The organism is Enterobacter sp. Y17, assembly GCF_019730495.1.
Lineage (GTDB): Bacteria > Pseudomonadota > Gammaproteobacteria > Enterobacterales > Enterobacteriaceae > Enterobacter > Enterobacter asburiae_B.
In genome coordinates this window covers 36,836-52,307 of sequence record NZ_JAASKP010000006.1, presented here as the reverse complement: position 1 = coordinate 52,307, position 15,472 = coordinate 36,836, and the positions used below count along the sequence as shown (strand labels likewise).

15 protein-coding genes are annotated in these 15,472 nt (G+C 57.5%); 3 read left to right on the top strand and 12 right to left on the bottom strand.

Annotated features, from left to right (window positions below; all coding sequences use genetic code 11):
- Window positions 1–110: 110 nt before the first annotated feature.
- The 6 genes from ugpB to livK all read right to left on the bottom strand — a co-directional run bounded on the left by ugpB (window position 111) and on the right by livK (window position 6,520).
- Window positions 111–1,427, bottom strand: coding sequence for a sn-glycerol-3-phosphate ABC transporter substrate-binding protein UgpB (gene ugpB, locus HCH49_RS19610; protein WP_069303522.1), 1,317 nt, complete (start codon window positions 1,425–1,427; stop codon window positions 111–113).
- A 257-nt stretch (window positions 1,428–1,684) separates the two neighbouring features.
- Window positions 1,685–2,398, bottom strand: coding sequence for a high-affinity branched-chain amino acid ABC transporter ATP-binding protein LivF (gene livF / locus HCH49_RS19605; RefSeq protein WP_008500102.1), 714 nt, complete (start codon window positions 2,396–2,398; stop codon window positions 1,685–1,687).
- Between the two features lies 1 nt (window position 2,399).
- Window positions 2,400–3,167, bottom strand: a complete 768-nt coding sequence (gene livG / locus HCH49_RS19600; RefSeq protein WP_023310024.1) for a high-affinity branched-chain amino acid ABC transporter ATP-binding protein LivG — start codon at window positions 3,165–3,167, stop codon at window positions 2,400–2,402.
- On the bottom strand, window positions 3,164–4,441 hold the full coding sequence (gene livM, locus HCH49_RS19595; protein ID WP_023310023.1) for a branched chain amino acid ABC transporter permease LivM: 1,278 nt from the start codon (window positions 4,439–4,441) through the stop codon (window positions 3,164–3,166). The genes livG and livM overlap by 4 nt, the downstream gene beginning before the upstream one ends.
- On the bottom strand, window positions 4,438–5,364 hold the full coding sequence (gene livH / locus HCH49_RS19590) for a high-affinity branched-chain amino acid ABC transporter permease LivH (RefSeq protein WP_008500099.1): 927 nt from the start codon (window positions 5,362–5,364) through the stop codon (window positions 4,438–4,440). Before livH ends, livM begins: the two co-directional genes overlap by 4 nt.
- Window positions 5,365–5,410: 46 nt before the next feature.
- Window positions 5,411–6,520 carry a high-affinity branched-chain amino acid ABC transporter substrate-binding protein LivK gene (gene livK, locus HCH49_RS19585; protein WP_039264148.1) on the bottom strand — a complete coding sequence of 370 codons (1,110 nt, stop codon included), beginning with the start codon at window positions 6,518–6,520 and terminating at the stop codon, window positions 5,411–5,413.
- A 424-nt stretch (window positions 6,521–6,944) separates the two neighbouring features.
- Between livK and panM the strand changes: the two genes are divergently transcribed.
- Complete coding sequence (gene panM / locus HCH49_RS19580) at window positions 6,945–7,334, top strand: aspartate 1-decarboxylase autocleavage activator PanM (protein ID WP_221703263.1); 390 nt, start codon at window positions 6,945–6,947, stop codon at window positions 7,332–7,334.
- 116 nt (window positions 7,335–7,450) lie between these two features.
- On the opposite strand, the gene livJ is transcribed toward panM, so the two are convergent.
- The 6 genes from livJ to ftsY all read right to left on the bottom strand — a co-directional run bounded on the left by livJ (window position 7,451) and on the right by ftsY (window position 14,436).
- Window positions 7,451–8,551 (bottom strand): branched chain amino acid ABC transporter substrate-binding protein LivJ, encoded by a 1,101-nt coding sequence (gene livJ, locus HCH49_RS19575; protein WP_072163886.1) that lies wholly within the window; start codon window positions 8,549–8,551, stop codon window positions 7,451–7,453.
- A 197-nt stretch (window positions 8,552–8,748) separates the two neighbouring features.
- Window positions 8,749–10,014, bottom strand: a complete 1,266-nt coding sequence (locus HCH49_RS19570; protein ID WP_029741816.1) for a 4-aminobutyrate--2-oxoglutarate transaminase — start codon at window positions 10,012–10,014, stop codon at window positions 8,749–8,751.
- A 136-nt stretch (window positions 10,015–10,150) separates the two neighbouring features.
- Window positions 10,151–11,008: an RNA polymerase sigma factor RpoH gene (gene rpoH / locus HCH49_RS19565; RefSeq protein ID WP_033144392.1), complete on the bottom strand. Its 858-nt coding sequence runs from the start codon at window positions 11,006–11,008 to the stop codon at window positions 10,151–10,153.
- Between the two features lie 251 nt (window positions 11,009–11,259).
- Entirely contained in the window at window positions 11,260–12,315 is a 1,056-nt protein-coding gene (gene ftsX, locus HCH49_RS19560; protein WP_210867592.1) for a permease-like cell division protein FtsX, read from the bottom strand.
- Window positions 12,308–12,973, bottom strand: a complete 666-nt coding sequence (ftsE, locus tag HCH49_RS19555; RefSeq protein ID WP_025758973.1) for a cell division ATP-binding protein FtsE — start codon at window positions 12,971–12,973, stop codon at window positions 12,308–12,310. Before ftsE ends, ftsX begins: the two co-directional genes overlap by 8 nt.
- Window positions 12,974–12,975: 2 nt before the next feature.
- Complete coding sequence (ftsY, locus tag HCH49_RS19550) at window positions 12,976–14,436, bottom strand: signal recognition particle-docking protein FtsY (protein WP_221703261.1); 1,461 nt, start codon at window positions 14,434–14,436, stop codon at window positions 12,976–12,978.
- A gap of 127 nt (window positions 14,437–14,563) precedes the next feature.
- Here ftsY and rsmD point away from each other — a divergent pair, with 127 nt between their 5' ends.
- Together rsmD and HCH49_RS19540 are read left to right on the top strand one after the other, a co-directional pair.
- Window positions 14,564–15,166, top strand: a complete 603-nt coding sequence (gene rsmD / locus HCH49_RS19545) for a 16S rRNA (guanine(966)-N(2))-methyltransferase (RefSeq protein WP_221703259.1) — start codon at window positions 14,564–14,566, stop codon at window positions 15,164–15,166.
- On the top strand, window positions 15,150–15,431 hold the full coding sequence (locus HCH49_RS19540) for a DUF1145 family protein (RefSeq protein WP_010436509.1): 282 nt from the start codon (window positions 15,150–15,152) through the stop codon (window positions 15,429–15,431). Before rsmD ends, HCH49_RS19540 begins: the two co-directional genes overlap by 17 nt.
- The last annotated feature ends 41 nt before the right edge of the window (window positions 15,432–15,472 follow it).

Genomic DNA, 15,472 nt, shown 5'->3' with positions numbered 1-15,472 from the left:
GTATTCCCCCTCACCCCGGCCCTCTCCCCAAAGGGGCGAGGGAGAAAAGACGGCTCCGCGCAGTCCCCTCTCCCCTATGGGAGAGGGTTAGGGTGAGGGGCAGGTTTGAATTACGATTTGGTCGACTGCTCAAAGCGGCGCAGCAGCTGATTCCCGCGCTCTACCGCAGAGTCCAGCGCCTGCTGTGGCGTTTTCTTACCGGTCCACACGCTTTCCAGCTCTTCATCCACGATGGTGCGGATCTGCGGCATGTTGCCCAGACGCAGGCCTTTGGTGAACGGCAACGGCGGCTTGTTCAGCATCTGACGCGTCGCGATGTCCGCGCCCGGGTTCTTGCTGTAGAAGCCCTGCTCGCGGGTCAGGTCGTACGCGGCTTTGGTGATCGGCAGGTACCCGGTCTTCTGGTGCCATTCGGCGGCGTTTTCAGGCTTCGCCAGGAAGTCGAGGAATTCGGCTACGCCTTTGTAGGTGCCCTTGTCTTTACCCTGCATCACCCACAGGCTCGCCCCGCCGATGATGGCGTTCTGCGGCGCGCCCTTCACGTCAGCGTCGTACGGCATCATGCCCACGCCGTAGTTGAATTTGGCGTAGTGGCGGATATCCGCCAGCGAGCCGGAAGAGGCGGTGGTAATGGCGCAGTCGCCGTTGTAGAACTTCTCGGTGGATTCGTCTTTACGTCCGAAGTAGCTGAAGTCGCCCTTCTTGTTCAGATCGGCAAGCAGCGCGATATGCTTCACCTGCTCAGGCTTGTTGAACTCCAGGACCGCGTCGGTGCCGTCGAAGCCGTTGTTTTTGGTCGCAACCGGCAGGCCGTGCCAGGCGCTGAAGTTTTCAATCTGGATCCAGCCCTGCCAGCCGCTGGCGTAGCCGCACTTCATCCCCGCCGCCTTCAGCTTCGCGGTGTACTCCGCCAGGTCCTGCCAGGTTTTTGGCGGCTGCTCCGGGTCTAAACCGGCTTTTTTGAAGGCGTCTTTGTTGTAGTACAGCACCGGCGTGGAGCTGTTAAACGGCTGAGACAGCAGGTGGCCGGTTTTGGAATCGGTGTAGTAACCCGCTACGGTCGGCACGAACTGCGACTCGTCGAAGTTGAGGCCCGCTTCTTTGAACACTTCATAGACCGGTTTGATGGCTTTGGAGGCCATCATGGTGGCGGTACCCACTTCATAAACCTGCAACAGCGCAGGTGCGTTACCGGTACGGAAGGCGGCGATGCCCGCGCTCAGGCTCTGCTCGTAGTTGCCTTTGTACACCGGCACAATTTTGTAATCCGGATGGGTGTCGTTGAAACGCTGCGCCAGGGAGTCAACTTCTTTACCCAACTCCCCTTCCATGGAATGCCAGAACGGAATGGTGGTGACAGCCATTGCGTTCGTCGCAAAAGCCAGACCAAGTGCCAGACCCAAAGCTGTGTGTCGTAACGATGTCATTGTCATCTCTCTTATTGTGCCGGATGCGCGATATCACGCGTTTTATGCTCGCGAGGTAACATGACATGCTCGAATGACAGAAAAATAACTGTTTGTTTACAGATAAGTGACAGCCAGGCGTCAGGGGGATGATGGTTGTGTGAAAGGGGCTGGGGGGGTGGTTTAGGTGCGGTCTGGTGCCCTCACCCCGACCCTCTCCCACGGGGAGAGGGAGAAAACATTAAAAAAGGCAACTTGCGTTGCCTTTTTGCTTTTACCTATCCGCCCAGATACGCGCTCCGCACCGCTTCGTTCGCCAGCAGCGCGTCGCCGGTATCCTCCAGCACCACGCGGCCGTTCTCCAGCACGTAGCCACGATCGGCGAGCTTCAGCGCCTGGTTGGCGTTCTGCTCGACGAGGAAGATGGTCATCCCCTCTTTGCGCAGCTGCTCGATGGTGTCGAAGATCTGCTGAATGATGATCGGCGCCAGACCGAGCGACGGTTCGTCCAGCAGCAGCAGGCGCGGCTGGCTCATCAGCGCGCGGCCAATCGCCAGCATCTGCTGTTCACCGCCGGACATGGTGCCCGCACGCTGGATGCGGCGCTCCCACAGGCGCGGGAAGAGTTCATATACCCACTTGATGCGGGTCTGGTATTCATCACGGTGAGCGAAGAACCCGCCCATCGCCAGGTTCTCTTCCACCGTCATGCGGGAGAAGACGCGGCGCCCTTCCGGAACAATCGCCACCGCCTCGCGCATGATTCTGGCGGTCTGCCAGTCGGTAATGTCTTTACCATCGAACACAATCCGCCCGCTGGTGGCGCGCGGGTCGCCGCACAGGGTGCCGAGCAGCGTGGTTTTGCCCGCGCCGTTGGCGCCAATCAGGGTCACGATTTCACCCTGATTGATGTGCAGGCTGACGTCGTGCAGCGCCTGGATCTTGCCGTAGTGCGCGTTGACCTTGTCGAACGTTAACATCGCTTTTTCCATCTTATGCCTCACCAAGGTATGCGCGGATCACGTCCGGGTTGTTGCGGATCTCTTCCGGCGTGCCGTTTGCCAGCGGCGTGCCCTGGTTTACCACGTAGATACGGTCCGAAATGCCCATCACCAGCTTCATGTCGTGCTCAATCAGCAGGATGGTGGTGTCGTGACTGTCGCGCAGCTCGGCAATCAGCTCGTCCAGCTCTTTGGTCTCTTTCGGGTTGAGCCCTGCCGCCGGTTCGTCGAGCATCAGGATTTCCGGCTGCGTCACCATGCAGCGCACGATCTCCAGACGACGCTGGTCACCGTAGGCCAGGTTGCTCGCCTGACGGTTGGCGTGCTGCAGCAGGCCAATTCGGTCGAGCCAGGTGGCGGCGCGGTCAAGCGCTTCATCCTGCGCGCGGCGGAAGGCCGGGGTTTTCAGCAGGCCGGAGAACAGCCCGGTTTTCAGCTGCTGATGCTGTGCCACCAGCAGGTTCTCAATTACCGTCATCTCGCGGAACAGACGCACGTGCTGGAAGGTACGCACCACGCCCATGCGGGCAATCTGCTGGCCCGGCAGCCCTTCCAGGTGCTGATCGCGCAGCATGATGGTGCCGCCCGTTGGCTTGTAGAAGCCGGTCAGGCAGTTAAAGACCGTGGTTTTCCCTGCGCCGTTCGGACCAATCAGGGAGACAATCTCTTTCTTGTGCAAATCCAGATTCACGTTGTTGACCGCCAGCAGGCCGCCAAAACGCATCATCAGACCGTTAACGGATAATAATGGCTGACTCATGCCTGCTCTCCTTTCGCTTGCCCGTTCTTCAGCTTCAGCTGTGGACGGGTCATCGGCAGCAGACCCTGCGGACGCCAGATCATCATCAGCACCATCAAACCACCCAGCATCAGCATGCTGTATTCGTTAAAGTCGCGCATCAGCTCGCGCGAGACCACCAGCAGGATGGCCGCGAGGATAACGGCGAACTGCGAGCCCATCCCGCCGAGCACCACAATCGCCAGCACAAAGGCGGATTCGGCGAAGGTGAACGATTCCGGGCTAACGAAGCCCTGACGCGCGGCAAACAGCGTTCCGGCGAAACCGGCAAACGCGGCGCTGATGGTGAACGCGGTCAGCTTGATGCGGGTCGGGTTCAGGCCCAGGGAGCGGCAGGCGATCTCATCTTCACGCAGCGCTTCCCACGCGCGGCCCAGCGGCATGCGCAGCAGGCGGTTGATCACGAACAGGGTAATCACCACCAGCAGCAGCGCCACCAGATAGAGCCAGATCACGCGGTCGGACGGGTCATACTTCACGCCGAAGAAGTTGCTGAAGGTATCCCAGCCGCCTTCGCGGGCGGTACGGCTGAACTCCAGCCCGAAGAAGGTCGGTTTCGGGATCTGGCTGATGCCGTTCGGGCCGCCGGTCACTTCGGTGTTGTTGAGCAGCAGGATACGGACGATTTCGCCGAAGCCCAGGGTCACAATCGCCAGGTAGTCACCGCGCAGGCGCAGCACCGGGAAGCCAAGCAGGAAGCCAGCAGCGGCAGAGACCAGCCCCGCCAGCGGCAGGCAGGTCCAGAAGCCGAGACCGTAATAGTGGTTCAGCAATGCGAAGGTATAGGCGCCGATGGCGTAGAAGCCGCCGTAGCCCAGCACCAGCAGGCCCGAGAGCCCCACGACCACGTTCAGACCGAGGCCGAGAATCACGTAGATCATGGTCAGAGTGGCGATATCCACGGTGCCACGAGACACCACAAACGGCCACGCCACGGCGGCCACCAGCAGCGCCACGAGGAACAGCTTCTGCTTAACGGTAGAACCGTCGATTGCCGGCAGGACGAATTTCGGCCCGGAGACGTTTTTCAGCGTCTTCTGGAACAGCGGCCGCAGCAGCTGGAACAGGAACACCACGGCCGTACCGATAAATACCCACTGCCAGCGGATGTCAGCTGCGGTATCGACAACCAGTTTGGTGCCATTCAGCTCAAGCTGGACGCCCATAAAGACGCTGGCCAGCACGAAGAACATGGCGGCAGAGAGCAGCGCCATTGCAAAATGCATCGGTTTCATACTTTCTCTACCTCCGGACGGCCCAGAATACCGGTAGGCATCACCAGCAGAACCAGAATCAGCAGGGCAAACGACACCACGTCTTTATACTCCGTGCTCAGGTACGCCGAGGAGAGCGCTTCGGCCACGCCCAGGATCAGGCCGCCGATCATCGCGCCCGGAATACTGCCGATACCGCCCAGAACCGCCGCGGTGAAGGCTTTCATCCCGGCCATAAAGCCGATGTACGGGTTGATCACGCCGTAGAACTGGCCGAGCAGGACGCCCGCCACCGCCGCCATCGCGGCGCCAATCACGAAGGTCAGGGCAATCACGCGGTCGGTGTTGATGCCGAGCAGGCTCGCCATCTTCAGGTCTTCCGCGCAGGCGCGGCAGGCGCGTCCCATACGCGAGTAGCGGATGAACAGCGTCAGGGCGAGCATCGCAATAAAGGTCACGACCCAGATAACCAGCTGCATGGTGGTGATAGAGGCCGCGAAGTTTTCGCTGGCCCCCACAATCCACTGGCCGTTAAACAGGCTTGGCAGCGCCACGTCGCGCGAGCCTTCGGTCAGGCTGACGTAGTTTTGCAGGAAGATCGACATCCCGATCGCGGAAATAAGCGCAATCAGGCGCTTGGAGCTGCGCACCGGCCGGTAGGCCACGCGCTCAATGCTCCAGCCGTAGGCGCTGGCAATCACGATCGCGCCGACAAACCCGGCGGCGACCAGCAGCCAGCTGCTGTCGATGCCCATCATCATCAGGGCGGCGATAATCATAAAGGAGACGTAGCTACCGATCATGTACACCTCGCCGTGGGCGAAGTTGATCATGCCGATAATGCCGTAAACCATCGTATAGCCGATGGCGATCAGCGCGTAGGTGCTTCCCAGCGTAACGCCGTTAAACATCTGCTGCAGGAAATAGAGAAACTGCTCGGACATATGCAAACCTTTTTATACCCGCCCGTCATGCCGGGCGGTGGGATAATTATTTGGCGGCCGAGGATGAACCGTCGGCGTGCCACTTAAAGACACCAAACTCAAATCCCTTCAGATCGCCTTTCTCATCCCAGTTCAGCGGCCCAATCACGGTGTTCGCCCCGTGTGCTTTTAAATCTTTCACCAGATCCAGCGGTTCTTTGCTGCCGGAGCGATCCAGCGCGGTGGCCAGAGACTGTACGGCCGCGTAGGTGATCCAGACGTACGGACCACTCGGATCTTTCTTCTGCGCCTTGAGCGCATCCACGATAGCCTTGTTGGCCGGATCCTGGTCATAGCGTTTTGGCATCGTCACCAGCATGCCTTCGGCAGAATCCCCCGCGATGTTTGACAGGGAGGCATTGCCCACGCCCTCTGGCCCCATAAACTGGGTTTTCAGACCGGTGGCGCGCGCCTGACGCAGCATCTGCCCCATCTCCGGGTAGTAGCCGCCGTAGTAAACGAAGTCGATATTCTCTTTTTGCAGGCGAGCAATCAGCGCGGAGAAGTCTTTCTCACCGGCGGTAATGCCGTCGAAGAAGACGATGTTCGCGCCGCCTTTTTTCAGGCCGTCCTGCACGGAGCGCGCCAGGCCTTCGCCGTACTGCTGTTTGTCATGAATAATGGCAATGCGCTGTGGCTTAACGGTCTCGAGGATGTATTTTGCGGCGGTGGGGCCCTGCGAGGAGTCCAGACCGGCGGTACGCATAATGTGCTGGTAGCCGCGCTGGGTCAGTTCCGGGTTCGTTGCGCCTGGGGTGATCATCAGAATGCCTTCGTCTTCGTAGATATCAGACGCCGGCTGCGTGGAGGATGAGCACAGGTGGCCGATCACATACTGAATACCGTCGTTGACGATTTTGTTGGCGACCGCGACGGCCTGTTTCGGATCGCAGGCGTCGTCATATTCCACGCCCACCAGCTTGTCGCCTTTGATGCCGCCCTTGGCGTTGATGTCTTTGATGGCCTGGCGCGCGCCGTTGAACTCCATGTCACCCCACTGGGCAACAGGGCCGGACATCGCGCCCACTACCGCAACTTTAATGTCGTCTGCCATAGCGGCATGCGAGATCGACAGTGCGACCATCCCCGCGATTAACGTCTTCGCGTTCCTTTTCATCTCTGAATCCCCATTCGTGATGTCGTGTTTATATTTTGTTTTATTATGGTTAAAAAGCATTCTGTACTTTTAATGAACAACGCTATTTTTACCAGTGCCTTTAATGGTTTAGCGCAGTTTTTTGTCAAAAACCAGACTAAAATCTCTATTTTTCAGGCGATTAAGCAAAGATAATATTCTGAAATCAGGCAGAGATAAACAAATAAAAGTGCAGTTTGCAGCATAAAATAACGGTACAAAGCGCCGAATAAATCACTACCGTTCAGGTTAAAATTCTGCTTATTTTTCGATCCATGTGTTTTCAAACTGCCCATCGCGTTGCCAAAAAACTAATCACCTGGTTAATGAGAATAAAAAGAGGAAGCCGCTGAGTGAATAAATTGAGTACACTGCCCCTACTCAATCTGATTTGGACAAGTGGCTAATGAAACTGACTATCGTGCGTCTGGTGACCTTTAGCGACCAGGATCATATCGACCTGGGCAAGATCTGGCCGGAATATTCCCCTTCGTCGCTGCACGTTGATGAGACCCACCGCATTTATGCCGCGCGTTTTAACGAACGCCTGCTGGCAGCGGTTCGCGTAACCCTGAGCGGTACGGAAGGGGCGCTGGACTCGCTGCGCGTGCGTGACGTCACCCGTCGTCGCGGTGTGGGACAGTATTTAATTGAAGAAGTGATCCGCGAAAACCCGAGCGTGACCTCATGGTGGATGGCTGATGTGGGCGTGGAAGACCGCGGCGTGATGGCGGCGTTTATGCAGGCGTTAGGGTTTACGGCGCAGGAAAGCGGGTGGGAGAAGCGCCAGGGCTGATTTGTGCGGCCTGATGCCCTCACCCCGGCCCTCTCCCACGGGGAGAGGGAGAACACCGAGCGGTCCCCTCTCCCTGTGGGAGAGGGTTAGGGTGAGGGCATCAACCCGCACCAGTCTTATTTGGCGTCGGTCGCCGTGCCGTTAGCATGCCAGTCAAACACGCCGAACTCGAAGCCCTTCAGGTCGCCCTTCGCGTCCCAGGAGAGTGGCCCCATGACGGTCTCGACGGTATTCGCTTTCAGCCAGGTGGCAATCTCAGCCGGATCGGCTGACTGGTTCAGGCCCGCCTGCAGAGACTGCAGCGCCGCGTAGGTGGTCCAGACGAACGCGCCGCTTGGATCCTGTTTCTTCGCCTTGATGGCATCTACGATAGGTTTGTTCGCAGGGACCTGGTCGTAGTTCTTCGGTTTGGTTACCAGCAGGCCTTCGGCTGATTCACCCGCAATGTTAGACAGGGAAACGTTCGCCACGCCTTCCGGGCCCATAAACTGGGTTTTCAGGCCCGCAGCGCGCGCCTGGCGCAGGATCTGGCCCATTTCCGGGTGGTAGCCACCGTAGTAAACGAAATCAATATTCTCTTTCTTCAGGCGCGCCACCAGGGTGGAGAAGTCTTTCTCACCGGCGGTGATCCCGTCGAAGAACACCACGTCGGCATTCGCTTTCTTGAGGTTATCCTGCACTGAACGCGCCAGACCTTCACCGTACTGCTGCTTGTCATGAACGATGGCAATGCGCTTCGGCTTCACTTTTTCAACGATGTATTTCGCCGCGGTTGGGCCCTGGTCAGAGTCCAGACCGGTGGTGCGCAGGGTCAACTTGTAGCCACGCGCGGTCAGCTCCGGTGCGGTCGCTGCCGGGGTGATCATCAGAATACCTTCGTCTTCGTAGATGTCAGACGCAGGCTGAGTCGAGGAAGAGCACAGGTGACCGATAACGTATTTGATCCCGTCGTTCACCACTTTGTTCGCGACCGCGACCGCTTGTTTCGGGTCACAGGCATCATCATATTTTACGATCTGCAGTTTTTCGCCCTTGATACCGCCCTTAGCATTAATGTCTGCAACCGCCTGTTCAGCGCCGGTAAATTCCTGGTCGCCGTACTGTGCTACCGGACCGGACATTGCGCCAACCACAGCCACCTTGATGTCTGCCTGTGCCATGGTGCTGAATGCCAACGCGATACATCCTGCCAGTAACGCTTTACCCTTCATGTTCATCCTGAGATTCCCCATTATTATGGTTATTACGATTGTTGTGATGTTGTTGTGCAGCGCTTTATGTCAGTTATAGGTGTGCTGTTCGCGCTTTTTCAGCATACTCTGCTAAAACATACCCGATTTTTATGATTTTGGAATAGCTAATTTGAAATGAATATATGATAAGCCCGGCAGGGATTTTCGCCGGGCATATGGCTTTAACGTGTCAGCGACGCGGAGATAATGTCCAGCGCTTTACGGAACTGCGCTTCAGGGATAGTCAGCGGATACAGGAAACGAATGACGTTGCCGTAGACGCCGCAGCTCAGAAGAAGCAGCCCTTCCTGCAACGCGCGCTCCTGCACCTGGCGGGTAAATTCCGGCGAAGGCTGGCCCGTTTGCGGGTCGTTAAACTCCACCGCCACCATCGATCCCTGCGCGCGAATATCAGCGATATACGGGCAGTGTTCTTTCGCCTTGTTCAGCACTTCCACCAGGTGATGGCCAAGATGCGCCGAGCGCGTGCAGAGATCCTCTTCATCAATCACGTCGAGCACGGCATGCGCCGCCGCAATCGCCAGCGGGTTCCCGGCGTAGGTACCGCCCAGCCCGCCCGGTGCAGGGGCGTCCATGACCTCCGCACGGCCCGATACCGCTGAGAGCGGCATCCCGCCCGCCAGGCTTTTCGCCATGGTGATCAGATCGGGCTTCACGCAGTGGTGTTCCATCGAGAACAGCTTGCCGGTACGGGCGAAGCCGCTTTGCACCTCGTCGGCAATCAGCAAAATACCGTGGGTGTCGCACAGGGCGCGCAGCGCCTGCATAAAATCAGCTGGCGCAATGTTGAAACCGCCCTCTCCCTGAACCGGTTCGAGAATAATGGCCGCGACCTGATCGGGTGCGATATCCGCCTTAAAGATGCGTTCCAGGCTTTTCAACGCTTCCGCCGTGCTGACGCCGTGCAGTTCATTCGGATACTGCGCGTGATACACCGAACCGGGGAACGGGCCAAAGCCGAGCTTGTACGGCGCAACTTTGCCGGTCAGCGCCATGGTCATAAAGGTGCGGCCGTGGAACGCGCCGCCGAAGGTGATAAGGCCGGGACGTTTAGTGTACGCCCGGGCAATTTTGACCGCGTTTTCGACCGCCTCTGCCCCCGTGGAGAAGAACGCGGTTTTGGCCGGACCGTCAACGGGCACGCGCTGGTTGATGCGCTCGGCAAGCGCCACATAGCCTTCGTACGGCACAATCTGGTACGCCGTATGGGTAAACGCGTGGAGCTGTTTTTCAATCGCGGAAATGACTTTTGGATGGCGATGGCCGGTATTCAGCACCGCGATCCCGGCGGCGAAGTCGATGTACTCGTTACCTTCCACGTCCCACACCGTGGCGTTTTCAGCTTTATCAGCATAGAAGTTACACATCACGCCGATGCCGCGCGGCGTCGCCTGTAAACGCCGGTCGTTCAGTTCGTTATTTTTCACCCTGTCCCCCTGAGAAAGTCGCCTGCTTAGCGCATCAGTAAGTGTTTGCCAGGGGGAGGGAATTCGCCAGAGCGGGCGCTAAAAAAACAAAACCCCCGGACTTTCATCCAGGGGTTCTCGGTGTACTTCGCGGAAATTACGCTTCGATAGCGGCGCGAAGTTTTTTCATGGCGTTCTTTTCAAGCTGACGGACACGTTCCGCAGAAACGCCGTAGCGGTCGGCCAGCTCCTGCAGCGTGGACTTGTTGTCTTCGTCCAGCCAGCGGGCGCGGATAATATCCTGGCTACGCTCGTCGAGGCCTTCCATCGCATGGGTCAGCTTGTTCGCGGCCTGATCTTCCCAGTTATCCTCTTCGATGCCGTCAGCAAAGTTAGAGGTTTTATCCTGCAGATACAGAACCGGCGCCATCGGCTGGCTGTCAGATGCGTCGTCGTCGGAGGACATATCAAAGGTCATGTCCTGCGCGGCCATACGGGATTCCATCTCACGCACGTCTTTGCTGGATACGCCCAGCTCGCGCGCCACCATTTCCACTTCATCCTGGTTGAACCAGCCCAGACGCTGCTTGGCTTTACGCAGGTTGAAGAACAGTTTGCGTTGCGCTTTTGTCGTGGCGACTTTCACGATACGCCAGTTGCGCAGCACGTATTCATGAATTTCTGCTTTGATCCAGTGCACAGCGAAGGAGACGAGTCGCACACCCACTTCCGGGTTAAAGCGACGCACAGCCTTCATCAGGCCGATGTTGCCTTCCTGAATCAAGTCCGCCTGCGGCAGGCCATAGCCCGCATAGTTACGAGCAATGTGAACAACAAAGCGCAGGTGAGACAGGATCAGCTTTTTCGCTGCTTCCAGATCGCCCTGGTAATGCAGCTTTTCAGCAAGCTCCTTTTCTTCCTCGGCCGTTAACATCGGCCAGGTGTTCGCAGCCCGGATATAAGATTCCAGGTTACCAACAGGGGCTAAAGCTAAAGTTTGCATTTCTTTGGTCATTCATTCCTCTCAATGTTTCTTCTGGTCCTGGTCGTCCCCGTCAGGCAACAACCATGCCAAAGCGTTTGAGCAACGAGATTAGCATTCACTCTTTTATCAGACAGTGATTTTATCCACAAGTTCCAGGTGCAACGGTGAATAAATTACGCACAAATTGTGACATGAAGATGATAACAGGGGAAGCGACAACAGGGACGCTTTCCCTGCAGAGCGAGCATCTCGGTGCAGGGAAAGATTATATCACGCTTTTATTAGTCGGGAGTAAAGTGACGTAAATGTTGAACGGTTGCCAGCCAGGCTGCCACCCACCCAATCATCGAACAAACCAGCAGCAGCAACAGACACTCATCGAAGCCTAAGCCACTGATATCAAACTTCGTTCCGAAAACCTGCGCCACTTCAGTCACGGCAGAAGAGAGCCGCATCACCAAAATTTCTGACAATATCAGTGAAAGAAATGCACCGGAAAAACCGAGCAATGCGCCACCGTAAAGGAATGGTCGGAGGATGAAACCATCCGTCGCACCAATCAGTTTCTGCACGTTAATGGTATCGCGACGGGCAAAGATGCTCAGGCGCACGCTGTTACCGATGACGAGGAAGACCGCCGCCACCATCAGCACGCCAATCATCGCCGCGACGCGTCCTACCAGCCCGGTCAGGGCAGCAAGGCGCGCAAACCAGCTGTCGTCCATGCGTACTTCATCAATGCCCCTAATGCGCGTGATGCGATCGCGCAGGGTGTTAAGCGAATCGGTCCCCTGGAAATCCAGCTTCGGGATCACCACCGCCACGGCGGGCAGCGGGTTCTCTTCGAGCATATCCAGCGCGCCGCCAAAGCCAGACCAGTTACGGAACTCGCCCAGCGCGTCTTCACGTGAGAGATAGTTGACCTTCTCCACGCCCTGCTCGGCCTGGATTTGCCCAACCACCTGCGCCGCGGCGTTATCGTCGAGCGCTTTATCCATATAGACCGTGATCTGTGGCGACGGATAATACTGTGAGGCCGCCTGGTTGACGTTTTTATAGACCATATAGCAGACGCTTGGCAGCGTCAGGGAGATGGCGATCACCATCACCGTCAGGAACGTCGCCAGCGGTTTGCTTTTCAGGTCCTGCAGCGCGCCGTGGAACGCGTAGCGCACCTGCTCGTTAAACACGTTGGTTTTACGGGAGGCCGGTTTTGGCGCGGCCTTCTGGCGCTTCGGCGCATTACGATTGCCGTCACCACCGCCCTGCGGCTTACGGAAACGGTCAAACCGGTTTCCGAACTGCCGAATCTGGTTTATTGCATCACGCTTATTCACCGTGGCCTCCGTGCAAATGCCCGTCGCTCAGGGTCAGCATGCGGTACGAACGACGGGAAATGAGCCCGATGTCGTGCGTCGCCATCAATACGGTGACTCCTACGCGGTTAAATTCCTCAAACAGACGCAAAATCCCTTCGGACAGGGCATCGTCCAGGTTACCGGTTGGTTCATCCGCCAGCAGTACGGCAGGCTTGTTCACCACCGCGCGGGCGATGCCCACGCGCTGCTGTTCACCGCCGGAGAGCTGGATCGGGAAGTTCTTCGCTTTGTCCAGCAGCCCGACCTTATCCAGCGCCGCAGAGACGCGACGGCGGATATCGTCATAGCTGGCGCCGGCAATAATCAGCGGAATGGCCACGTTATCGAAAACGGTGCGATCCATCAGCAGGTGGTGATCCTGGAAAATCATGCCGATCTGACGACGCAGGAACGGCACTTCGCGGTTTTTCAGGCGGCTGATCTCATGGCCGCCAAAAAAGATTTTCCCGGCGCTTGGCCGCTCGATCCCACAGATAAGCTTGAGCAGGGTACTTTTCCCCGCGCCGGAATGGCCGGTCAGGAATGCCATCTCGCCCGGCTGCAGGTGGAATGTCACCCCCTGCAGCGCTTGTCTCCCACCGAGATAGGCCTTGCTGACGTGTTCAAAGCGAATCATTGTTAGTCCTCTCGGGCAAATAATGCCTCAATAAAGTCGTCCGCCTTAAACGGACGCAAATCCTCAATACGCTCGCCCACACCGATGTAGCGGATAGGAATACCGAACTGATCGGCCACGGAGAAGATCACCCCGCCTTTCGCGGTGCCGTCCAGCTTGGTCAGCGCGATCCCCGTCAGTCCTACCGCTTCATTGAACAGCTTCGCCTGGCTGATGGCGTTCTGTCCGGTGCTGGCATCAATGGTCAGCATAATTTCATGCGGTGCGTCTTCGTCCAGCTTCTTCATGACGCGGACGATTTTCTTCAACTCTTCCATCAGGTGCGATTTGTTCTGCAAACGCCCTGCGGTATCGGCAATCAGCACGTCCACGTTGCGCGCCTTCGCCGCCTGGATGGCGTCGAAGATCACGGACGCAGAATCCGCGCCGGTATGCTGGGCAATCACCGGAATGTTGTTGCGCTGGCCCCAAACCTGCAGCTGCTCAACCGCTGCCGCGCGGAAGGTATCGCCCGCCGCCAGCATCACCGATTTGCCCTGCTGCTCGAACTGACGCGCCAGCTTGCCGATGGTGGTAGTTTTACCCACGCCGTTCACGCCGACCATCAGAATAACAAATGGCGTTTTGCCTTCAATATTAAGCGGTTCGTCAACTTTTGCGAGAATTTCACCCATCTCGTCTTTCAGCAAACCGTACAGCGCTTCGGCGTCGCGCAGCTGTTTGCGGCTCGCCCCTTCGGTCAGATTGGCGATGATCTTACGGGTGGTTTCCACGCCGACGTCCGCAATCAGCAGCTGTTCTTCCAGCTCTTCAAAGAGATCGTCGTCGATCTTCTTGCCGCGGAACAGACTGATAAATCCGGAACCTAAGTTTTCTTTGGTTTTGAGCAGGCTGCGCTTCAGGCGCGCGAAGAAACCTTCTTTGGTCGGTTTTTCCTGCTCCTGGACGCTCTCTTCTTCGGCCTGCTCTTCTACCGGCACGACGATAATCGCCTCTTCCGCGGCTTCTGCCGCCAGCGCCTGGGCTTCCAGCTCTTCATCGGTCAGCTCTGGCTCGAGTGCCGCTTCTTCTTCCACCGCCTCAACAATTTCAACGGTTTCCGCTTCGGCCTGCCACTCTTCGGCAGAAACCTCTTCGGCTTTCACCTCTTCCGGCAGCGGCAGCTCTTCGTGTTCGATAACGGCCTGCGGCGCTTCGGCAAGGGCCTCAATGACAACCGGCTCTGGCTTCTCGCTCTCCTGAACCTGTTCCGTGACCTCAACAACCTCTTGTGCAAAGGTTTCAATCTCTTCTTTGCTGTGCGCCGTTTCTTCCGCTTCGACAACCGCGGCGGTTTCTACAGGCGTTTCAGGCTGTGACTGCTCTTCAACGGCTTGTTGCTCTTCGGTTTTCTGTTCTGTTTCTTGCTCTTTTTCACCGAAGCCCAGCCAGGAAAAGAAGCCACGTTTTTTTTGTTTTGCCATCTGCGACTACACTCCTCGCGGCGCTATATACATGGAAGCTAAAAAAATGATGAAATAGTCTAACACTTTACTTAATTGACATCACCGCCCGCAATCGCAGGCCAATTGTTAACAGAGCTTTCCAGAGATGAAGAAACCCAACCGCGCCCCGGCCGGTCAAATTCGTATTATCGGCGGTCAGTGGCGAGGCCGGAAATTACCGGTGCCGGACAGCCCCGGTTTACGCCCTACTACCGACCGCGTGCGCGAGACGCTGTTTAACTGGCTGGCCCCGTCAATGGTAGACGCCCACTGCCTGGACTGCTTCGCCGGAAGCGGCGCGCTCGGCCTGGAAGCGCTGTCGCGCTATGCCGCCAGCGCCACGCTGCTGGAGATGGAGCGCGGCGTGGCGCAGACGCTGCAGCAAAATCTGGCGACGCTGAAGGCGGGCAACGCCAAAGTCGTGAACACCAACACGCTGAGTTTTCTTGCGCAGAAAGGCACGCCGCATAACGTGGTGTTTGTCGATCCGCCGTTCCGCAAGGGGCTGCTGGAAGAGACGTTATCCCTGCTTGAGCAAAACGGCTGGCTGGCGGATGACGCGCTAATTTACGTTGAAAGCGAAGTGGAAAACGGTTTACCGCCGGTTCCCGCGTACTGGGATCTGCACCGCGAAAAGGTCGCCGGCCAGGTCGCTTATCGTCTTTATCACCGTCAGGCACAAGGAGGCTCCGATGCCGGTACTGATTAACCTGGGACGTTTGCTGATGCTGGGCGTCTGGGCGTTTTTAATTCTCAACCTGGTACACCCCTTCCCGCGTCCGATGAATATTTTCGTTAACGTCGCGCTGATTTTCACGTCGTTTATGCACGCCCTGCAGATGGTGATGCTGAAAAACGGCCTGCCGAAAGACGGCCCGCAGATGACGGGCTGGCAGCAGCTGCGCGTGTTTATTTTCGGCGTGTTTGAACTGCTGGTGTGGATGAAGAAGTTTAAGGCGCAGGTGAAGAAGTAAGGCGCGGCCTGATGCCCTCACCCTAACCCTCTCCCACAGGG